Genomic DNA, 20333 nt, shown 5'->3' with positions numbered 1-20333 from the left:
ACACACCGGGCCCGCGGCGCGCTGTTGTGTACGTGCCGGCTCCTGGCCTCAGCGGGCGCGGACGATGTCCACGTCGGACGCCTTGACGAAGGCGACGCGGTGGCCGATCTGGACCGTCACGTACTTCTCCTTGCCCTTGAAGTACGCGTGGTCCAGCGGGTAGGAGGCGTCGATCGTCGGTGCGTAGAAGAAGCCGGTGGGCGCCTCGCCGCCGCCGGGGTAGGACTGGCCGGCCTTGATCGTGTACTGGAGGGGCGTGCCGACCCGCTGGTCCGCGAAGTCCGCCGGGTACTCCGACTTCTCCGGGTACGCCACCCCGTACACCGGGACCTCCGTCCTGCCGGCCTTCGGGCGGACGACGTAGCCGGAGGTGGGGACGGTGGTGCGGGTGTGGGCAGGGGTGCGGAACCACGCCTTCTCGCCGTACCACCAGATGGCCGTCCAGCCGGGGGCGTGGCCGGCGACGACGGCCTGCTGGGTGGCACTGATCTTGCTGCCCCAGTCGGCGGCGCAGTTGGTGCCGGGCGAGCCGTCCGGGTGGATGCCGGGGTCGGAGAAGAGGGGCGAATCGTCCGAGGGCGCGGTGTGCAGCGGGACGGCGCTGGAGCCCTGGACCGGCAGGTCCACCTTCTTCTCGCAGTCGCGGAACGCCTGCTTGTTGTCCTTGAACCTGGGACTGACGGTGACCAGTTGGCTGCCGGGACGGGCGGTGGGCACGGTGGGCTTGCCGAGCAGCGCCATGAAGTGGTTCCAGTCCCAGTAGGTGCCCGGGTCCCAGTGCATGTTCTTGGTGCCGGCGGCGCTGGTGGGCGGGACGCCGTCGTGGCCGATGATGTGCTGGCGGTCGAGGGGGATGTCGTACTCGGCGGCGAGGTAGCGCACGAGGGCGGCGGTCGAGCGGTACATCTCGGGGGTGTACCACTGGGCGCCGTCGACGGCGACGCCTTCCTGCTCGATGCCGATGGAGTGGCTGTTGACGTACCAGTTGCCGGCCTGCCAGGCGACGTCCTTGTTCTTGACCATCTGGGTGACGTGGCCGTCGGCGGAGCGTACGACGTAGTGGGCCGAGGTCTGCTTCAGCGGGTTCTGGAAGATCTTCAGGGTGGTGTCGAAGTCCTCCTCCGTGTCGTGCAGCACGATGAACCTGATCTTGTTGGTGTGCGGCCGGTCGGCGGTGTCGTAGTTGCCGTACGTCTCCTTGTCGGCCGGGTCGCCGGTCTGCTGGTAGGCGGCCGGGACCCAGTCGCAGGCGAGACCGCGCGGGCACTCGGGCCGGACCCCGTCGGCGCCGGCCTGGGCGGCCGGGCTGAGCAGCGCGAGGCTCAGTGCCCCGGCGGTGGTGAAGGCGAGTGCGAGCCTGGTCCTCTGCTTGGACGTCATGACAACCCTTCGTAGAGCCGGGTGGAGCCGTTGCGGGCGTGCGCGCACACTCTGTGACCTGACGTGAAGGAGCGTCAAGAGTCCGGGGGGAGCCGCGCGTTGAGCCACTGGACCAGACCACTGACAGGGCCTGTGACCTGCGAAGGGCAGGAAGCGGCGGGGGCGTGACGATCGCGCGTTACCAGGGTTTTACGAGCCCGGACCGGCACGGGTGTCCCTCGAACGGGCGCTCTGCGGTGTGACTATTCGCGGCCGTGCGTGCCCCGAACGGACCAAGGGTAGTGCTGGCGCCGACAGGACCGATGCGCGTGGTACCCACGCTATGGCTCTCGGAAAGGCCGGACGCACATGGCTCAGCCGTTCACCCTGCCGGACTTCTATGTTCCGTATCCGGCGCGTCTCAACCCCCATGTGGAGGCGGCCCGGCAGCACACCAAGACGTGGGCGCGGGCCATGGGGATGCTGGAGGGGTCCGGCATCTGGGAGGAGAAGGACCTCGACGCGCACGACTACGCGCTGCTGTGCGCGTACACCCATCCCGACTGCCCGGCGGAGGCGCTGTCGCTCGTCACCGACTGGTACGTGTGGGTCTTCTTCTTCGACGACCACTTCCTGGAGCTGTTCAAACGGACCCCGGACCGCGAGGGCGGCAAACGGTATCTGGACCGGCTGCCCGCGTTCATGCCGATGGAGCGCGGCGCGCCGGTGCCCGAGCCGGAGAACCCGGTGGAAGCGGGGCTCGCGGATCTGTGGGCGCGTACGGTGCCCGCGATGTCCGACGCGTGGCGGGTCCGGTTCGCGGAGTCGACGCGGAACCTGCTCAACGAGTCGCTGTGGGAACTCGCCAACATCAACGAGGGCCGCATCGCGAACCCCGTCGAGTACATCGAGATGCGCCGCAAGGTGGGCGGGGCCCCGTGGTCGGCCGGTCTCGTGGAGTACGCGGCCGGCGCCGAGGTGCCGGAGGCGGTGGCCGGTGAGCGGGCGCTGCGGGTGCTGCGCGACGCGTTCTCGGACGGAGTCCATCTGCGCAACGACCTCTTCTCGTACCAGCGCGAGGTGGAGGACGAGGGCGAGAACAGCAACGGGGTGCTGGTGCTCGAACGCTTCCTCGACTGCTCGACGCAGGAGGCGGCCGAGGCGGTGAACGACCTGCTGACCTCCAGGCTCCAGCAGTTCGAGAACACCGCGCTGACCGAGGTGGCCCCGCTCTGCGCGGCCAAGGGCCTGGACGCGGCGCAGACGGCCGCGGTCGGGGCGTACGTGAAGGGGCTGCAGGACTGGCAGTCCGGCGGCCATGAGTGGCACATGCGCTCCAGCCGCTACATGAACGACGGCGGCGCCGGCGAGGCCGAACCGGGCTTCGGGATGTCCGCCGCGTCGATCCGCTTCACCCGGCGGTCCGAGTCGGCCCGGCTGCGCAGCCACAGCCATGCGCTCTTCCAGCACGTGGGCCCGTCCGTGCTGCCCGACTTCGACCTGCCGTTCGACACGACGCTGAGCCCGCATCTGGAGGGCGCGCGGAAGCGGCTGGTGGTCTGGGCCGACCGGATGGGCATCCTGGGTCCGCAGCCCGGGGTGCCGGGTTCGCACATCTGGGACGAGGAGCGGCTGCGGGCGATCGACCTGCCGCTGTGCGCGGCCGGTATCCACCCGGACGCGACGCCGGACGGGCTCGACCTGTCCTCGGGGTGGCTGGCGTGGGGGACGTACGGCGACGACTGGTTCCCGGTGGTGCACGGCCGGTCGCGCGATCTGGCGGGGGCCCGGCTGGCCAACGAGCGCCTGTCGCTGTTCATGCCGCTGGACGGGAGCCCCGCGCCGGAGCCGGTCAACGCGCTGGAACGGGGGCTCGGCGACCTCTGGGAGCGTACGGCGGGGCCGATGGACGACGCCGGGCGGCGCGCGTTCCGCAAGTCCGTCGAGGACATGACGGAGAGCTGGCTGTGGGAGCTGGCGAACCAGGCGCAGCACCGGATCCCCGACCCGGTGGACTACGTCGAGATGCGGCGTATGACGTTCGGCTCGGACCTGACGATGAGCCTGTGCCGGATCGGGCACGGCCGCAAGGTGCCGCGGGAGATCTACGAGAGCGGGCCGCTGCGCTCCCTGGAGAACGCGGCCGCCGACTACGCGGCGCTGCTCAACGACCTGTTCTCCTACCAGAAGGAGATCGAGTACGAGGGCGAGGTGCACAACGGCGTCCTGGTCGTGCAGAACTTCTTCGGGGTGGACTACTCGACGGGGGTGGCGATCCTCTACGACCTGATGAAGTCGCGGCTGCGGCAGTTCCTCCATGTCGCCGAGCACGAACTGCCCGTGCTGTACGACGACTTCGGTCTGGACGCGGAGGCCAGGGAGACGCTGGCGGGCTATGTGCAGGAGCTGAAGCACTGGATCGCGGGGATCCTGATCTGGCACCGGGGCTGCCGGCGCTACCGCGAGGAGGATCTGCGGCGGGGCACCGGCGCCCCGTGGCACCTCAACGGTCCCACGGGGCTGGGCACTTCGGCGGCGATGGTGGCGACGCTGTTCGGTCAGCTGTCGGGGGTGAACGTGTAGCGCCCGCCGGCGCGGGCCCGGAAGGTCTTCGTACCGCCGGTGAAGAGCGTGGCGCGTACCGTCGCCGTACGGGTGCGGCCGGCCGTGAGTACCACACGGCGGGCCGCGCCCCCGGCCCACTGGGGGTCGGCCGGGTCGTCCCGGTCGGCCTTCCACTCCTGGAGCTGCCCGCAGGAGCCGGTGCGCAGACCGGGGTCGAGGCGGTCCACAGCGTCATCTCGTTGAAGGTGATGCGCTCGGATGCGAGGGGCCCCCAGATGCTCGCGCCGAGGGCGCCGCCCCCGATGGGCAGGGTCTCGCGCCATACCGGAAGATGCCAGAAGTCCGGTGCGGCCCGGTGACCGTGGTGTGCTCAGCCCTGCTGGAAGAGCTCGGCGGGCAGCGGCTTGAGGAGGGCGTACAGGTCGTCGGTGATGGGCCGGTCCCAGCTGGCGATGGTGACGAGCACACCGTCGCTGCGGTCGAACTGCACGCAGGAGATGCGGCTCTCGGAGAGCTTCACCCGGCGCACGATCATGAGGTTGTCGCCCTGCATGACGGGCATGTCCTCGGTGCCGGTGACCTCGACCGGCTCGTCGTTCTCCAGCGCCAGCAGAAGCTGGGCCACCTCGAAGGGGACCTGCCCCTCCTCGGTCTCGCGCGCGGGTGAGCCCTCCGGCAGGTTGCCGATGATCATCGCCGGGCCGCGCCCGCCGAACAGGTCGTACCGGAGGAACACACCCTGGCAGCTGCCGTCGGGTGCGGGGAGCAGACCGGCGCCGAGGTTGCCGGGCCAGTCACCGGGGTCCATGGCCAGGACGTCGAAGTCGGGGCCCGCGGGTGTGGCGGCGCTGCGGCGGCGGAGGAAGGACATGCACATATGTTACGTGTCCTGGCTCACCTCGCCGAGCCGGGCCCGAACCGGCATATGCACAGGCCCGAGGCACACCTCCGCGCACCGCGCGCTCCCCTCGTGTGCACACCTCTCACCCGGTACGCGACTCCGTGGCCAGCCGTTCCAGCACGGCGACGGCCTCGTCCACCCGCTCGTACGGCACGAAGAGGTGGTCGTGGTGAAACCCCGCCACCACGTTGCAGCTGATCCCGGCGTCGGTCAGGGCGAGCGAGACGGCGGCGGTCAGCCCCACCGCTTCCAGCGCCGAGTGCACCCGCAGGGTGATCCAGCCGGCGACATAGGTGTACGTCAGACCGGCCGCCGCGGCCTCGGCCTCGGGGAGTACCAGGGTGAGCCCTTCGCTCTCGCGGACCGTGACGACGGGTGCGACACCGTGGGGCAGGATGCCGTCGGCCACGGTGGCGTAGACGTACCGGCCGGGGTGCCGCTCGGGCCTCAGGTCGCTCAGCAGGACACGGAGATCGCTTTCGGCTGTCACGGCCACCACGCTACCGAGGGGGCGCCGGCGTGAGCCATTCGGGCACGTCCCGCGTCCAACCGGTCACCGTGCGTGGCACCGGGGCGGGATCGCCCATAGCTTCGGCTCATGAGGAAACGACACATCACACGCCTCGTGAGCATCGCAGCCGCATCGGCCGCCGGACTGGCCGCGGCGGTGCCGTCGGTGCCGGCCATCGCGGCCGGCGCGCGCGTCGTGGCACCGGGGCAGTCCATCCAGGCGGCGGTGGACGCCGCACGGCCCGGGGACACCATCGTCGTCCGGCCCGGGACCTACCGTGAGAGCGTCCGGATCAGCACGCCGGGCCTGACCCTGCGCGGCTCCGGGGACGACACGGTCATCATGCCCGCGGCCGGCCGGGCCGCCTCCGGCGACGACTGCGCGGGTGCGGGCAACGGGATCTGCGTCCTGGGGACGGCGGACGACACCGTGGACGGGGTGACCGTCAGGTCCCTTCGCGTCACCGGATTCGCGCGCAGCGGCCTGTGGGCGTCCTGGACCGACCGGCTCTCCGTCCGCGCGGTGACCGCCGACGCCAACGGTGTCTGGGGCATCGCGCAGCAGCGGTCCACCCGCTCCGACATCCGGGACAGCACCGCCCGCTCCAACGGGGACGCGGGCGTCTTCGTCGCCAACAGCGTCGACGAGGAGGGCGGCGCCACCGACACCGGCGGCACCCGGGTCCGGGGCAACACGCTGACCGACAACCGGATCGGGTTCACCGCGCGGCGGGTGCGCAACCTGTCGGTGCGCGACAACACCTTCACCGCCAACTGCAGCGGGGTGTTCGTCGTGGGCGACGAGGGCACTCCGCAGGCCGGTGCCATGTCGGTCCGCTCCAACCGGATCACCGGCAACAACAAGTTCTGCGCCTCCACCGACCGGCTGCCCGCGATCCAGGGTTCCGGGATCGTGCTGACCGGCACCGCGTCCACCGAGGTGCGGAACAACGTGATCCGCGACAACGTGGGCGCGACCCCGCTGTCGGGCGGCGTCGTGCTGTTCAAGAGCTTCGTGGGCGCGAAGAACACCGACAACACCGTCAGCGGCAACGTCGTCCTCGGCAACCGGCCCGCGGACCTGGCGAACCGGGACACCGGTACGGGCAACCGGTTCACCGGCAATGTCTGCACGACCTCCGCACCGGCCGGGATGTGCTGACCGGTGACCCCCCGCACGAGGAGAAGCGAGACGGCATGACCACCATGAGCACCACCCCCGGCACCACTCCCGTCCAGCCCCTTCCCACCCCCCAGCCGGCGATGCGGCTGCGCGAGCTCGTGTTCGGCGCGGCCCGCTCCGCCGCCGTGCGCGCCGCCGCCCGGCTGGGTGTCGCCGACGCGCTCGGCGACACCCCGGAGACCCCGGAGCGGCTCGCGGCGGCGGTGGGGACCGAGCCCGGGCCGCTACGGCGGCTGCTGCGGGCACTGGCCTGCTACGGCGTCTTCACGGAGAACGCCGACGGCACCTTCGCGCACACCGACATGTCCCGGCTGCTGCGGGAGGACGCCCCGGACAGCCTGCGGGCGATCTCGCTGTGGTGCACCGAACCCTGGACCTGGGAGGTGTGGCCCCGCCTCGAAGACGCGGTGCGTTCCGGCGGCAACGTCTTCGAGGACGTGTTCGGCAAGGAGTTCTTCGACTACCTCCACCAGGACGCCCACGAGTCGGCGCAGGTGTTCAACGCGGCCATGACCACCTCCAGCGTGCAGTCGGCGCTGGACGTCGCCGCCCTGCTCGACCTCACCGGTGTCTCGTCGGTGGCCGACATCGGCGGCGGCCAGGGGCATGTGCTGGCGAGCCTGCTGGAGAAGCACCCGTCGGTGAGCGGCACCCTGATGGACCTGCCGGGGGTCGTCGCCCGGGCCGACGAGCGGCTGCGGGACGGCGGCGCGCTGGCCGGGCGGGCGTCCATCGTGGCCGGGGACTGCCGGGAGGGCATCCCGGTCGCCGCCGACCTCTACATCATCAAGAACATCCTGGAGTGGGACGACGGGAGCACCCGCCGGACGCTCGCCGCCGTCGTCCGGGCGGCCCGGCCCGGCGCCCGGGTCGTCGTCATCGAGAACCTGGTGGACGACACCCCGTCGATGCGGTTCACGACCGCCATGGACCTGCTGCTGCTCCTGAACGTGGGGGGCGCCAAGCACACCCGGCAGAGCCTGGTGGACCGGCTCTCCGAGGCGGGGCTGCGGATCGACGGCGTGCGGCCGGTCAACCCGTATCTGCACGCCTTCGAGTGCGTGGTGCCGGACTGACCTCCGGGCGTACGCGAAACCGCCCCGGTCCCCGCCGAAGAGCAGGGACCGGGGCGGTTTCGCGTGTCACGCGGTGGCGTCGCGCTCCCAGCGGTAGAACTCCTGGGCCATCGCGTCCTTGGGCCCACGCCAGGTCTCGGGGTCGTAGGGGCTGACGAAGGCGGTGAGCCGTTCGCTGATGGCCCGGAACTCCGGGTGCTCGGTCACCTTGGCGATCTCCGGGCCGGGCGGGCGCTCGGACTCGATCATGTGCAGGTAGACGTCGCCGAACTGGAAGAGCTTGCGGCGGGTGACGCCGACCAGGTGCGGCAGTTCGCTGTTGTCGGACGCGGCGAACAGTTCCGCGATGTCCGGGGCGGATCCCGGCGCCATCCGGGCGACGATCAGGGCGTGGTGCATGGGTGGTGCCTTTCTGCCGCCCCGGACCGGGTCCCGGCCGGGCGGCCGGGAGGGGCCGGTCTGCGACGGCGGGTCAGTTGGCCGGGACGGCTGCGGAGCGGCCCTCGCGGTCGCGCTGCTCGATCTTGTCCCGGATCAGCGCCATCTGGACCTTGGAGTTCCGGTTGATGTTGTCGGTCATCCAGGCGTCGTCCACCGGCGCGTCGGGGCGCATCGCGAAGTCCTGCTGCCAGTGCATGCGGGTGCCGCCGGGGACCTCGGCGTACTCCCACCGGATGTCCATGTGCTGGAACGGTCCGGGCTCGACGCGGCGGGCCCGCACGGTACGGCCCGGCCGGTCGGTGGTGCGCTCGGAGACCCAGCTCCACACCTTGCCGTTCTCGTCGGGGTGCATGGTCAGGCGGAAGGTGGTGCGCTCGCCGTCCCGTTCCAGGACGTCGACGGCCGCGTACTCGCTGAAGAGCTGCGGCCAGTTCTCCAGGTCGTTCGTCATGTCCCAGACGAGGTCCAGGGGGGCGGCGATGACGATCTCGTTCTCGGTGTGTCCGGACACGTCAGGCTCCTGTCATGAGGCTGTTGTTGACGAGGTCGAGGAACTCGCGGGGCGTCTTGCACCGGTCCGCGTCGGCCGGCAGCGGCTGCCCGTGCCGGTTCTCGAGTACGCCGACGATGCCGAGCAGCCCGAGGGAGTCCAGGCCGTACTCGTCGAAGGCGGCGTCGGAGCGGTTCTCCATCTCCTTGGGGTCGACGGAGAGGCCGGCGCCCTTCTTCATGAGGGCGGCGAGTTCTTCGTACGTCAGTCGTTCGGTCATGAGGGACTTCTCCTTCGCACGGGGGTGGGCGGGCTCACGCGGGGCGCCGGAGCACCAGGGCCGCGTTCGAGCCCATGAGGCCGCGGCTGAGCACGAGCGCGGTCCGCAGTTCGGCGGGGCGGGCCCGCTCGGTGACGACATCGAGGTCGTGGCAGACCTCGAAGACGTTGGGCGTGGGCGGGACGAGGCCGTCCTCCATGGCCAGGACGGCCGCCGCCGCGTCCAGGACCGGGCCTCCGCAGTAGGCCCGGCCGATGCCGGTCTTGGGGGCGGTCACCGGGACGCGCCGGCTGTGCGGACCGAGCGCGTCGGCCAGCGCCAGCGCCTCGGCCCGGTCGGCGGCCGGGGAGCCGAGCGCGTCCGCGAAGACGACGTCGACCTCGTCGGGGGCGCAGCCGGCTTCCCGCAGCGCGCCCTCGATGGCGTGGGCGAGGCCCTCCCGGGACTCCTCCCAGTGGGCGGCCGTGGTGAAGGTGGCGGCGTGGCCCGCGATCTCCGCCCGGACCCGGGCTCCGCGCTCGCGGGCCGACTCCTCCTCCTCGACCACGAACATCGCGCCGCCCTCGGCGGGCACGAAGCCGCAGGCGTCCGAGGTGAAGGGGCGGTAGGCGCGCGTCGGGTCCTCGCAGGCGCTGAGGTCGCGGTAGCCGAGCTGGCAGACCACGGAGTACGGCGCGAGCGGGGCCTCCGCGGCGCCGACCACGACGGCGTCGGTGCCGCGCCGCACGGAGCGGTCGGCGTGCGCGAGCGCGTCGAGGCCGCCCGCCTCGTCGCTGGCCACCACCGCGCACGGGCCCTTGAAGCCGCCGCGGATGGAGATCTGGCCCGTGCTCGCCGCGTAGAACCAGGCGATCGACTGGTAGGGGCCGACATACGTGGAGCCCTGGCCCCACAGCCGCTGGAGTTCGCGCTGGCCGAACTCGCCGCCGCCGGAGCCGGCCGCGGTGACCACGCCGACGCCGAACGGCCGGTCCTCGTAGTCGGCGCGGCCTAGCCGGGCGTCGTCCAGCGCCATGTCGGCGGCGGCCATCGCGAAGTGCGTGAACCGGTCGGTCTGGACGAGGTAGCGCTCCTCGATGAGCGCGACCGGGTCGAAGCCGCGGACCTCGCCGGCGATGTGCAGCGGGAGGTCCTCGCATCCTTCGCGGGTGACCCGGTCCAGGACGCTCATGCCCTCCTGGGTGCGCTTCCAGAAGGCTTCGGTGCTGGTGCCGTTGGGGGCGACGACGCCGATGCCGGTGACAACGGTGCGCCGGGCCTTTCGGGTGCTCATCATGTCCTCCCTCGGGTCAGGGCCACCGCGGACTGGAAGCCGCCGAAGCCGCTGCCCACCGAGAGGACGCTGCGCAGCTTCAGGGGGCGGGCGGTGCGCGGCACGTAGTCGAGGTCGCACTCCGGGTCCGGGGACTCGTAGTTCGCCGTCGGGGGCACCGTCTGGTTGACCAGGGCCAGGACGCAGGCGGCGATCTCGATCGCGCCGATCGCACCGAGCGAGTGGCCCACCATCGACTTGATGGAGCTCATCGGCACCTTGTGGGCGTGCGCGCCGAGGGCCCTTTTGACGGCGGCGGTCTCGTGCCGGTCGTTCTGCTTGGTGCCCGAGCCGTGCGCGTTGACGTAGTCGATGTCCTGCGGGGAGATCCGGGCGTGGCCGAGTGCGTGGTTGATGGCCTCGGCCATCTCCAGACCCTCGGGGGTGAGCCCGGTCATGTGGTACGCGTTGCCGAAGGTGGCGTAGCCGGCGATCTCGCAGTACACCGTCGCCCCGCGGGCCCGGGCGTGTTCCAGTTCCTCCAGGACGAGTACGGCTCCGCCCTCGCCCATGACGAAGCCGTCGCGGCGTGCGTCGAAGGGGCGGGAGGCGTGTTCCGGGTCGTCGTTGTTGGGGGAGGTCGCTTTGATCGCGTCGAAGCAGGCCACGGTGATCGGGGTGATCGGGGAGTCCGACGCACCGGCTATGCAGACGTCGACCCGGCCCTCCTCGATGGAGTGGAAGGCGTAGCCGATGGCGTCCAGACCCGAGGTGCAGCCGGTGGAGACGGTCTGCACGGGGCCGTGGGCGCCGACCTGCTCGGCGACGGCGGAGGCCAGCGAGCTGGGTGAGAAGGCGCGTTCCAGGTGGGGGCCGACCCGGCGGTGGTCGACGTCCCAGCGCGCTCCCTTCTCGCTGACGGCGACGTAGTCGTGCTCCAGCCGGGTGGTTCCGCCGACCGCGGTGCCGAGGGAGACCCCCATCCGCCAGGGATCGGTGTGCTCCGGGTCCAGACCGGCGTCGGCCAGTGCCTCGCGGGCGGCGACCATCGCGAACTGCACATAGCGGTCCGCGCGGGCAGTGTCCTCGTCGTCCAGTCCGTGCGCGGCCGGGTCGAAGTCGCACTCGGCGGCGATCCGGGAGCGGAAGCCCGCCGGGTCGAAGAGGGTGATGCCCCGGGTCGCGGTGCGGCCGTTGGAGAGCAGGTCCCAGAAGGCCGGGGTCCCGATGCCGCCCGGGGCGACGACGCCGACTCCGGTGACCGCCACGCGCCGGGTCATGAGGCGGCCTCGGTTCGTTCTGGCGGGGCGCCCCGCTCGGCGGTCTCGGTCACCTCGGTGTCGACGTGGCCGAGTTCGGGGCGGGGGGCGAGCGGGCCGAGGTGGAAGACCATGCGGGCCTCGGTGTCCCCGACGTTGCGGAAGCGGTGACGCACGTGCGGGGGGATCAGCAGGCCCTGGTCGGGGCGCATGGTGTGCGTCTCCCCGTCCAGGTCGACCTCCAGGTGCCCCTGCACGACGTACACGAACTCCTCGGAGTACGGGTGGTAGTGCTCGCCGATGCGGTCGCCGGGGTCGACGAGGGCGAGGCCCATGAAACCGCTGGTGGCGCCCACCGCGGTGGGGGTGAGCATGGCGCGCAGGTCGCCTCCGCGCCTGGTGTTGGGCTGGGTCTCACTGAGGTCCACGATGCGTGGCCGGTGGGTGGTCATGTCTGTTTCTCCTCCTGGGCGCGGGGCGCACGGTGGGGTCGGGCGAGGGCCCGGGGTGCCGGAGCGCGGTTCAGGAATCGGCGGCGCGCCGGTCGGTGATCAGCCGCATCTCGGACCGGGCGAGGAAGCGCGCGGCGTCCTGGTCGGTGGCCGGGACGGTGTTCGCCTCGCCGGCGAGGAGGCGGGCCAGGCGGGCCGCCTTGCCGGGGCCGTGGATGCCGAGGGCCTGGGCGGGTTGCGCGTCGAGCGGACCGCTCGCCTCCAGGAGGCGTACGACGACGTCGTCGCGCTGGAAGATGGTGCTGCTGTCGATGGGGCTGCCGGTGTCGTCGGCGGCCTCCTCGTCGTGCCCGGCCAGGAGGCGGGCCAGGGCCATGCCGCAGCCCTCCTTGGCCTGGTAGAACACGGCGTGCCGGTGCAGGCTCCCGGGGGTGTGGCGGCCGGCCGAGACGTGGTGCACGGTGGGCAGGGCCGCGCGGGTGAAGAACATCCGGGCGGAGTCGGGGTCGGCGAGGTCCCGGTCCTGTTCGAGGTAGGGGTTGATGGCCTCCTCGACGGCGCGGATCTCGGGCTGGCGGGAGACGTGGCGCAGCGCGGCCATCAGGTCGCCCTCGACCTCGACGGCGCGCACCACGCGGTTGCCGTGCATGAACAGCGAGGTGCGGCGCAGCCGGGTGTGGTCGTCCACGCGGGAGCGGGGCGACTCGTAGTCGGCGAGGAGCTTCGCGACGATGTCCTCGGTGCCGGGTTTCACGGTGAAGGTGAGCGCGTGGCGCACGACGCCGTCGCCGAGGCGCGGAGAGGTCTGGAGGCTGCCCCTGACCGGGTCGGGGACGGCCTCGAAGCCCTTGCCGGTCTCGCGCAGCACGCTGAACCGCAGCGACCTGGTGTCGCGTACGCAGCTGTGCAGGGGCTGCACGGTGGCGACGTGCTCCTCGCTGTTCACCCAGGCGAGGAAGGGCGGGGCGCTCTCCCACTCGCTGGTGATCAGCCACTGCGAGGGGTTCTCGATGGACTGGCACAGCTGGTCGCTGATGTGGCCGGGGATGGACGCGACCTGGTTGCGCATGTGCTCGTACGCCTCCAGGAACTGCTTCTGGGCGCCGTCGTGCAGGTCCAGCAGCAGCACGACGCGCAGCCGGGATCCGTCGAAGGCGGACTGTGAGATCCGTTCCGAGAGGGTGGTGGTCATCTGGCGAACTCCTTCGACGGTGGGGAGCAGGAACGCTGGGAGAGCGGCCGGAGCCGCCGGCCGCCGACTTGGGCCGGGACGGGGGCTCCCGGCGGTCGCGCACGGCCCGCCCCGGACCGAGGGCGTCGTCTCCGTGACCGATCGTGAAACGCTGGTCCGCCCGACGCGAGATTTATGAACCGTTCAGGTGAGCAGGCGTCCGAAGGGCTCTGTCCCGGCTCCGCCCGGGCATGGACAGAGCATCTGTACGGCGTCGGAGCTGGAGCAACTGATGAACGAGAACGTCGACCTCCACGTACCGGTCCTCATCGTGGGCGGCTCGCTGGTGGGTCTGTCCGCGTCCCTTTTCCTCGGCCGGCTCGGCGTCGAGCACCTGCTGGTCGAGAAGCACTCCGCCACCTCGACCCATCCGCGTGGCCGCGGCAACAACGTCCGCACGATGGAGGTGTTCCGCCGTGCGGGTGTCGAGCAGGACATCCGGGCGGCCGCTTCGGTGCTGGCGGACAACCACGGCATCCTCCAGGCCGGCTCGCTGACCGGCGAGGACCAGGAGTGGCTGTTCAAGGAGATCGACCCGGGCGGGGCGCTCGCCCGGTTCAGCCCGACGGGCTGGTGCCTGTGCAGCCAGAACGACCTGGAGCCGGTCCTGCTGGAGCGGGCCCGGGCGCAGGGCGGCGATCTGCGCTTCGCCACGGAGATGATGACGTTCGACCCGGATGCCTCGGGGGTCACGGCGACCTTGAAGAACCGGGAGACCGGTGAGCACACGACGGTGCGGGCGGACTACCTGATCGCCGCGGACGGGCCGCGCAGCCCGGTCCGTGAGCAGCTGGGCATCGGCCGTTCGGGGGCCGGTGACCTGTTCCACAACGTGAGCGTCACCTTCCGGTCGCGCGGGCTGGCGGAGGTGCTGGGCGACCGGCGCTTCATCGTGTGCTACCTGACGAACCCCGAGGCGGAGGGCGCTCTGCTGCCGGTGGACAACGAGCGGGAGTGGGTGTTCCACGCCCCGTGGCAGCCGGAGCGGGGCGAGACGCTGGAGGACTTCACGGACGAGCGGTGCGCCCGCCACATCCGTACCGCCGTCGGCGCGCCGGACATCGACGTGGAGATCACCGGCAAGGCGCCGTGGCACGCGGCGGAGCGGGTGGCCGAGCGGTACGCGCGAGGGCGGGTGTTCCTGGCCGGTGACTCGGCGCACGAGATGTCGCCGACCGGGGCGTTCGGCTCGAACACCGGCATCCAGGACGCGCACAACCTGGCGTGGAAGCTGGCGGCGGTGCTGCGGGGCGAGGCGGGCCGGGGGCTGCTGGAGACGTACGGGCAGGAGCGGCTGCCGGTGGCCCGGGCGACCAGTGAGCGCGCGTCGGCCCGGTCCGACGAGCACAGCCACCCCGGCTACGCTCCCCCGCCTTCGGTCGGCGGGGGCAAGCGGGGCGGGATGCTGAACGTGGCGCTGGGCTACCGCTACACGGCGGGCGCCGTGCTGGGCGTGGCGCCGGACGCACCGGTGGTCCCGGAGGGGATGCGGCTGACGGGCGAGCCGGGCAGCCGGGCGCCCCACCTCTGGGTGCGCCGGGCCGGGGAGCGGATCTCGACCCTGGATCTGTACGAGCGCTCGTTCGTGCTGCTGGCGGACGGTGCGGACTCGGTGTGGCGGCGGGCCGCGGCCCGGGTGGCGGACCGGCTGGGGGTGCGGCTGGACGCGTTCGGCATCGGTGCGGGTGCCGACCTGGAACCGGAGGACGGGGCGGACTGGGCCGAGGCGCACGGGACGGGCCGGGACGGCGCTGTCCTGGTGCGCCCCGACGGCTTCGTCGCCTGGCGTACGCAGTCGGGCTCCGAGGACGCCGAGGCCACGCTGCACGACGTCCTGGTCACACTCCTGCACCGGGACTGACGCGACGTCAGTCCACTGATCAGACCCCGAACGACCGGAGCGCGGCGAGGAATTCCTCCGGTCGTTCGGTGTGTACGAGATGGCCCGCGTCGATGGTGACGAGCTCCGCGCCGGGGATGGCGCGGGCCATTGCGGCCAGGTCCTCCTGGGCGATCTGGCTCCTCGGACCGCCGCTGATGACGAGGGTGGGGGCGGTGATCTCGCCGAGGAGTTCACGGCCGGCCGGGTCCGGGTCGTTGAGCTGGGCGTCGATGGCGGGCACGACAGGCCAGTCGAAGTCCAGCTCCTCGTCGGGCCGTTGCGGCACGGGGCGGGGCGGGTCGAGCGGAATGAGCGGCGGCGCCTCCTCGATGACCAGGCGGCCGATCAGCCCGGGGTGCCGCTCGGCGAGCAGATAGGCGGCGGCCCCGCCCATGGAGTGCCCGACGACGGTGGCACCGGCGAGGTTGCGGGCCTCCAGGAAGCCGTGCAAGTCGTCACGGAACAGTTCGAAGCTGTAGCGGCCGGGCCAGTCGCTGAGCCCGTGGCCCCGGAAGTCGAAGGCGTACACCCGGTGTGTGGCGGCCAGCCGGGCGGCCACATGGGCCCAGTCGGCGCTGCTGCCGCACCGGCCGTGGGCCAGGACGACCGGCGGCGCGGCCGGGTCGCCCCACACCCGGTACGCGAGCCGTGTCCCGCCGGCCCGGACGCTGTGCACCTCCGGGTCGAGGAACGCCTCGACGCCACGGGCGAACGCCCCCGCGTCGTCGATCCACGGGAAGTGCGCGGCGCCGCGCTGCACGGCGAACTCCGCGTGCGGGAAGAGCGCGGCGAGTCCGGCGGCCGCGTCGGGCGTGCTGACGGTGTCGTACTCCCCGGCCAGCACGAGGACCGGTGCCGCCAGCGTGCGCAGGGCGGGGACCGTCGCGGCCGGGTCGAAGGCGCCCTCCCCGGCGTACCGCGCGGCGGCCTCGGCGTTGATCTGCGCGGGCGAGGCAGCGCCGTGCTCCTGGGCGGCGGCGTCCCAGCGGCCGTACATGAACGGCCGTGTCCTGGCGCGCAGTCCGTCGTCCATCCGGCCCGCCCAGACCTCTTCCAGGGCGGCGAGCGCGTCCTCGTACCACGGTTCCGAGGCGCGCAGGGCGGCCGTCTCGCGGGATTCGCGCACCGAGCCGGGAAGGCCGGCGGCCCGGGTGGTGGGGGTGACGAGGACCAGGTTGCGCAGCCGGTGCGGATACCGGGCGGCATAGAGCGCCGCGAGGTCGCCGGCCGCGGAGTGGGCGAGGAGGTCGACGCGTTCGAGGCCGAGGTGGGCGCGCAGGGCCTCGACGTCCTCGGTCTGCCGGTCGCAGCGGTAGGTGGCGGGATCTTCGGGGGCTGCGGAGTCGCCCGTGCCCCGGAGATCGAGGAGGACCAGCTGCCGGCGGTCCGCGAGCCCACCGAGGGTGCCGAGGTAGGCGCTCGCCCGCATGGCACCGCCGGGCAGGCAGATCAGCGGTGCCCCCTCCCCCACGAGGTGATAGGCGAGCTCGGTTCCGTCGTACGTGTGGAAGGTCGGCATGCCTCCATCCAAACAGGGCCGTCCGGGTGACGCAGCCGTGTTCGGTACGGGCGTATTCGCGCTCCGGCCCGGATGCGTCACCCCTCTTGCCAGGCGGTGCAAGATCCTGAATTACTGCTCCCGGAGGAGGCGACCGAATGATCGGTCGCCCGCGCGGCGCGCACGGACGAGGGAGGCCCGACATGTCGGCTCTGCTGGACACGGCGGAACGGATGAGCCGCACCGAGTTGGAGGCGCTTCAGCTCGAACGGCTGCGGGCCACCCTGCGCCACGCCTACGAGAACGTGGCGCACTACCGGGCCGCGTTCGACCGGGCGGGCCTGAGGCCGGAGGACTGCCGCTCGCTCGCCGACCTGGCCCGCTTCCCGTTCACCACCAAGGCGGATCTGCGGGACAACTACCCGTTCGGGATGTTCGCGGTCCCCGAGGACCAAGTGCGCCGGGTCCACGCCTCCAGCGGGACGACGGGCCGCCCGACCGTCGTCGGCTACACCGGGAAGGACCTGGAGACATGGGCCGACGTGGTCGCCCGCTCCATCAGGGCGGCGGGCGGCCGGCCGGGGCAGAAGATCCATGTGGCGTACGGGTACGGGCTGTTCACCGGTGGCCTCGGGGCGCATTACGGGGCGGAGCGGCTGGGCTGCACGGTGATTCCCGCGTCCGGCGGCATGACGGCCCGCCAGGTGCAGCTGATCCAGGACTTCCGGCCCGACATCATCATGGTGACGCCCTCGTACATGCTCACCATTCTCGACGAGTTCGAACGGCAGGGCGTCGATCCGCGTACGACCTCGCTGAAGGCGGGGATCTTCGGGGCGGAGCCGTGGACGGAGGAGATGCGGCGGGAGATCGAGGAGCGGTTCGCGATCGACGCGGTCGACATCTACGGCCTGTCCGAGGTGATGGGCCCCGGCGTGGCCCAGGAGTGCGTGGAGACGAAGGACGGGCTGCACATCTGGGAGGACCACTTCTATCCGGAGGTGGTCGACCCGTTCACCGGCGAGGTGCTGCCCGACGGGGAGCGCGGCGAGCTGGTGTTCACCTCGCTGACGAAGGAGGCCATGCCGGTGATCCGGTACCGGACCCGGGACCTGACCCGGCTGCTGCCCGGCACGGCCAGGGTGTTCCGGCGGATGGAGAAGGTCACCGGGCGCAGCGACGACCTGGTGATCCTTCGCGGGGTGAACCTCTTCCCGACGCAGATCGAGGAGATCGTGCTCCGCACCCCGGGGGTGTCGCCGCACTTCCAGCTGCGGCTGACCCGGGAGGGCCGGCTCGATGTGCTGACGGTGCGGGCCGAAGCCAGGCCCGGCGCGACACCGGAGCAGCGGTCGGCGGCCGCCGCGTCGGTCGCGGCGGCGGTCAAGGACGGGATCGGGGTGTCGGTGGGCGTCGAGATCGTGGATCCGGAGACGCTGGAGCGATCCGTCGGCAAGTTCCGGCGGATCGTGGACGAGCGCGGGTGACCGGCCAACTCCCCCGCTGACCGGCGGGGTTGCTGTGGCAGGATGAGCCCGCGTGAGCCATTGTCCGTCGGAGGAATCGTTTTCTCCGGCCGAGGGTTGGGGAGCACATCATGACGGCAGGCCCGGTCGACACGAGCAGGCCGCATCCGGCCCGTGTCTACGACTACCTCCTGGGCGGCAAGGACCACTACCCCGTCGACCAGGAACTCGGCGAGCAGATGCCGGAGCCGGCGAAGGTGGGGGTCGCGCAGAACCGGGCCTTCATGCACCGGGCGGCCGGCTGGGCGGCGCGGGAGGGCATTGACCAGTTCCTCGACATCGGGACCGGCATCCCGACCCGGCCGAATCTCCATCAGATCGTCCAGGAGATCAACCCGGCGGCCCGGATCGTCTACACGGACAACGATCCGATCGTCCTGCGGCACGCGGAGGCGCTGCTCGTCAGCGCGCCGGAGGGCGTCACCGATTACCTGGAGGCCGATGTGCGGTCGCCGGAGAAGATCCTCGACCACGCCCGTACGGTGCTGGACTTCGAGCGGCCCGTGGCGCTCTCGATGATCGCCCTGATGCACTTCCTGTCCGACGAGGACGATCCGTACGGCATCACCCGCACGCTCGTCGACGCGCTGCCCGCCGGAAGCTGCCTGGTGCTCTCCCACTTCACGGTGGACTTCCTCGCCGCGCACCAGGAGGCCCTGACCCGCTACCGGTCGAGCGGCATCACGCTGCAGCCGCGCAGCGGTGCGGAGGTGGCCCGCTTCTTCGACGGGCTCGACCTGGTCGCACCCGGCCTGGTGGCCGCCCCGCACTGGCACGGCGTGCCCGCACCGGAGCACGGGCAGATCCCCGACACCATCTACGCGGGGGCCGGCCGCGTCCGCGGATAGGTGTGTGCCCCTCTGAGTGCCGTCAGGCCAGGCGGTCGCGCAGTTCCCGCTTGAGGATCTTGCCGCTGGCGTTGCGCGGGAGGGCGTCCACGAACACGACCCGCTTCGGTGCCTTGAAGTGGGCGAGCCGTTCGCGGGCGTGCGCGATCAGCTCGTCCTCGGTCGTCTCGCCCTTCAGGACGACGACGGCGGTGACGGCCTCGATCCAGCGCTCGTCGGGCAGCCCGACGACGGCGGTCTCGGCGACGGCGGGGTGGGTGTAGAGGGCGTCCTCGACCTGCCGGGAGGCGACGAGGACGCCGCCGGAGTTGATGACGTCCTTCACCCGGTCGACCACCGTGAAGTAGCCGTCGGCGTCCCGGACGGCGAGGTCGCCGGAGTGGAACCAGCCGTCGCGGAACGCCTCCGCGCTCTCCTGCGGCTTGTCCCAGTAGCCGGTGCACAGCTGGGGCGAGCGGTAGACCACCTCGCCCGCGGTGCCGTCGGGGACCTCCTTGCCGTTCTCGTCGACCACCTTCGCCTCGACGAAGAGGACGGGCCGGCCGCACGAGTCCATCCGGCCCTCGTGCTCGTCCGGTCCGAGCACGGTGGCGAGCGGGCCGATCTCGCTCTGCCCGAAGCAGTTGTAGAAGGCCAGTCCGGGCAGCCGGTCGCGGAGGCGTTCCAGCACGGGGACGGGCATGATCGACGCCCCGTAGTACGCCTTGCGCAGGCCGCCGAGGTCGCGGGCGGCGAAGTCGGGGTGGTTGGCGAGGCCGATCCAGACGGTGGGCGGGGCGAAGAGGCTGTCGGCCCGCCCCGACTCGACCAGTTCGAAGATCCGGGCCGCGTCCGGCGCGTCCAGGACCGTGTTCTCGGCGCCCACCGCGAGGTAGGGCAGCAGGAACACATGCATCTGCGCCGAGTGGTAGAGCGGCAGCGCGTGGACGGGGCGGTCCCCGGCGCGCAGGTCGAGCGCGGTGATCGCGCTGACGTACTCGTGGACGAGGGCCCCGTGCGTCATCATCGCACCCTTGGGCAGCGCGGTCGTCCCGGAGGTGTACAGCAGCTGGACCAGGTCGTCGGCGGCCGGTTCGCGCGCGGGGGTGAACGGGCGCGGGGTGCCCAGCTCTGCCAGCAGCGACGCGTCGTCGTCGCGCAGCACCCGCACGGCGAAGCCCTCCGGGACGCGGTCCGCGAGCCCCGGGTCGGTGAGGACCAGGGAGCTGGTGGACTGGCGCAGGATGTACGCCAGGTCCTCGCCGGTGAGGTTCTGGTTGACGGGCACATGGACGAGCCCGGCCCGGGCGCAGGCGAGGAAGGCGATCAGATACACGTCCGAGTTGTGGGCGTAGGCGGCGACCCGGTCCCCCGGGCGCAGCCCGTGGTCCTCGGTGAGGGCGGCGGCCGCGGTGCCGACGGCCGCGTCCAGCTCGCGGTAGGTCCAGGCCCGGTCGGCGTACCGCAGGGCGGTCCGTTCGGGGGCGCGCCGTGCGCTGCGGGTCAGGACGCCGTCGACTGTGCTGCTGCGTACACCGGTCATGGCGTGATCCTGTGCGGCGGGGACGCCGCGGTCAAGGGCCTGACGCGACATCAGATTC

19 protein-coding genes are annotated in these 20333 nt (G+C 72.0%); 6 read left to right on the top strand and 13 right to left on the bottom strand.

What is annotated here, in order from left to right; genetic code table 11:
- Positions 1 to 48 precede the first annotated feature (48 nt).
- The gene (locus tag ABZ565_RS23555; RefSeq protein WP_361030178.1) at positions 49 to 1380 is read right to left on the bottom strand and encodes a peptidoglycan recognition family protein; all 1332 of its coding nucleotides are present in this window, start codon (positions 1378 to 1380) and stop codon (positions 49 to 51) included.
- Between the two features lie 348 nt (positions 1381 to 1728).
- Here ABZ565_RS23555 and ABZ565_RS23550 point away from each other — a divergent pair, with 348 nt between their 5' ends.
- Positions 1729 to 3942: a germacradienol/geosmin synthase gene (locus ABZ565_RS23550; protein ID WP_361030175.1), complete on the top strand. Its 2214-nt coding sequence runs from the start codon at positions 1729 to 1731 to the stop codon at positions 3940 to 3942.
- Here ABZ565_RS23550 and ABZ565_RS23545 read toward each other — a convergent pair.
- The 3 genes from ABZ565_RS23545 to ABZ565_RS23535 all read right to left on the bottom strand — a co-directional run bounded on the left by ABZ565_RS23545 (position 3918) and on the right by ABZ565_RS23535 (position 5315).
- The gene (locus ABZ565_RS23545; protein WP_361030172.1) at positions 3918 to 4151 is read right to left on the bottom strand and encodes a hypothetical protein; all 234 of its coding nucleotides are present in this window, start codon (positions 4149 to 4151) and stop codon (positions 3918 to 3920) included. The genes ABZ565_RS23550 and ABZ565_RS23545 overlap by 25 nt on opposite strands.
- A 143-nt stretch (positions 4152 to 4294) precedes the next feature.
- Positions 4295 to 4795, bottom strand: coding sequence for a hypothetical protein (locus ABZ565_RS23540; protein WP_026171499.1), 501 nt, complete (start codon positions 4793 to 4795; stop codon positions 4295 to 4297).
- Between the two features lie 112 nt (positions 4796 to 4907).
- Positions 4908 to 5315 carry an ACT domain-containing protein gene (locus ABZ565_RS23535; protein WP_361030168.1) on the bottom strand — a complete coding sequence of 136 codons (408 nt, stop codon included), beginning with the start codon at positions 5313 to 5315 and terminating at the stop codon, positions 4908 to 4910.
- 108 nt (positions 5316 to 5423) lie between these two features.
- On the opposite strand from ABZ565_RS23535, the gene ABZ565_RS23530 reads away from it, so the two are divergent.
- Together ABZ565_RS23530 and ABZ565_RS23525 are read left to right on the top strand one after the other, a co-directional pair.
- Positions 5424 to 6497 (top strand): right-handed parallel beta-helix repeat-containing protein, encoded by a 1074-nt coding sequence (locus ABZ565_RS23530; protein WP_361030165.1) that lies wholly within the window; start codon positions 5424 to 5426, stop codon positions 6495 to 6497.
- A 35-nt stretch (positions 6498 to 6532) separates the two neighbouring features.
- A complete protein-coding gene (locus ABZ565_RS23525) occupies positions 6533 to 7594 on the top strand; it encodes a methyltransferase (RefSeq protein WP_361030163.1) in 1062 nt (353 codons plus the stop codon).
- A 66-nt stretch (positions 7595 to 7660) separates the two neighbouring features.
- On the opposite strand, the gene ABZ565_RS23520 is transcribed toward ABZ565_RS23525, so the two are convergent.
- From ABZ565_RS23520 to ABZ565_RS23490, 7 genes are all read right to left on the bottom strand, one after another.
- Entirely contained in the window at positions 7661 to 7993 is a 333-nt protein-coding gene (locus tag ABZ565_RS23520) for a TcmI family type II polyketide cyclase (RefSeq protein ID WP_361030160.1), read from the bottom strand.
- A gap of 73 nt (positions 7994 to 8066) precedes the next feature.
- Positions 8067 to 8546 carry an SRPBCC family protein gene (locus ABZ565_RS23515; protein WP_361030157.1) on the bottom strand — a complete coding sequence of 160 codons (480 nt, stop codon included), beginning with the start codon at positions 8544 to 8546 and terminating at the stop codon, positions 8067 to 8069.
- A 1-nt stretch (position 8547) separates the two neighbouring features.
- Positions 8548 to 8805: an acyl carrier protein gene (locus ABZ565_RS23510; RefSeq protein ID WP_073969087.1), complete on the bottom strand. Its 258-nt coding sequence runs from the start codon at positions 8803 to 8805 to the stop codon at positions 8548 to 8550.
- Between the two features lie 34 nt (positions 8806 to 8839).
- Positions 8840 to 10078 (bottom strand): beta-ketoacyl synthase N-terminal-like domain-containing protein, encoded by a 1239-nt coding sequence (locus ABZ565_RS23505; RefSeq protein WP_361030399.1) that lies wholly within the window; start codon positions 10076 to 10078, stop codon positions 8840 to 8842.
- Positions 10078 to 11337: a beta-ketoacyl-[acyl-carrier-protein] synthase family protein gene (locus tag ABZ565_RS23500; RefSeq protein ID WP_361030154.1), complete on the bottom strand. Its 1260-nt coding sequence runs from the start codon at positions 11335 to 11337 to the stop codon at positions 10078 to 10080. The genes ABZ565_RS23505 and ABZ565_RS23500 overlap by 1 nt, the downstream gene beginning before the upstream one ends.
- On the bottom strand, positions 11334 to 11768 hold the full coding sequence (locus ABZ565_RS23495; RefSeq protein WP_361030151.1) for a cupin domain-containing protein: 435 nt from the start codon (positions 11766 to 11768) through the stop codon (positions 11334 to 11336). The genes ABZ565_RS23500 and ABZ565_RS23495 overlap by 4 nt, the downstream gene beginning before the upstream one ends.
- Positions 11769 to 11838: 70 nt before the next feature.
- Positions 11839 to 12960 (bottom strand): SchA/CurD-like domain-containing protein, encoded by a 1122-nt coding sequence (locus ABZ565_RS23490; RefSeq protein WP_361030148.1) that lies wholly within the window; start codon positions 12958 to 12960, stop codon positions 11839 to 11841.
- 271 nt (positions 12961 to 13231) lie between these two features.
- On the opposite strand from ABZ565_RS23490, the gene ABZ565_RS23485 reads away from it, so the two are divergent.
- The gene (locus ABZ565_RS23485) at positions 13232 to 14860 is read left to right on the top strand and encodes an FAD-dependent monooxygenase (protein WP_361030145.1); all 1629 of its coding nucleotides are present in this window, start codon (positions 13232 to 13234) and stop codon (positions 14858 to 14860) included.
- Between the two features lie 19 nt (positions 14861 to 14879).
- On the opposite strand, the gene ABZ565_RS23480 is transcribed toward ABZ565_RS23485, so the two are convergent.
- Entirely contained in the window at positions 14880 to 16400 is a 1521-nt protein-coding gene (locus tag ABZ565_RS23480; RefSeq protein ID WP_361030142.1) for an alpha/beta hydrolase, read from the bottom strand.
- A gap of 182 nt (positions 16401 to 16582) precedes the next feature.
- Here ABZ565_RS23480 and paaK point away from each other — a divergent pair, with 182 nt between their 5' ends.
- Together paaK and ABZ565_RS23470 are read left to right on the top strand one after the other, a co-directional pair.
- Entirely contained in the window at positions 16583 to 17866 is a 1284-nt protein-coding gene (gene paaK, locus ABZ565_RS23475; protein ID WP_361030139.1) for a phenylacetate--CoA ligase PaaK, read from the top strand.
- Between the two features lie 110 nt (positions 17867 to 17976).
- Entirely contained in the window at positions 17977 to 18753 is a 777-nt protein-coding gene (locus ABZ565_RS23470) for an SAM-dependent methyltransferase (RefSeq protein WP_361030136.1), read from the top strand.
- Positions 18754 to 18775: 22 nt separating this feature from the next.
- On the opposite strand, the gene ABZ565_RS23465 is transcribed toward ABZ565_RS23470, so the two are convergent.
- Positions 18776 to 20275: an acyl-CoA synthetase gene (locus tag ABZ565_RS23465; RefSeq protein ID WP_361030133.1), complete on the bottom strand. Its 1500-nt coding sequence runs from the start codon at positions 20273 to 20275 to the stop codon at positions 18776 to 18778.
- Positions 20276 to 20333 lie beyond the last annotated feature (58 nt).

The sequence above is a fragment of the Streptomyces sp. NPDC016469 genome, assembly GCF_040632905.1.
Taxonomy (GTDB): Bacteria; Actinomycetota; Actinomycetes; order Streptomycetales; family Streptomycetaceae; genus Streptomyces.
The sequence above is the reverse complement of the archived record's forward strand: the minus strand, read 5'-3'. Positions and strand labels throughout refer to the sequence as shown.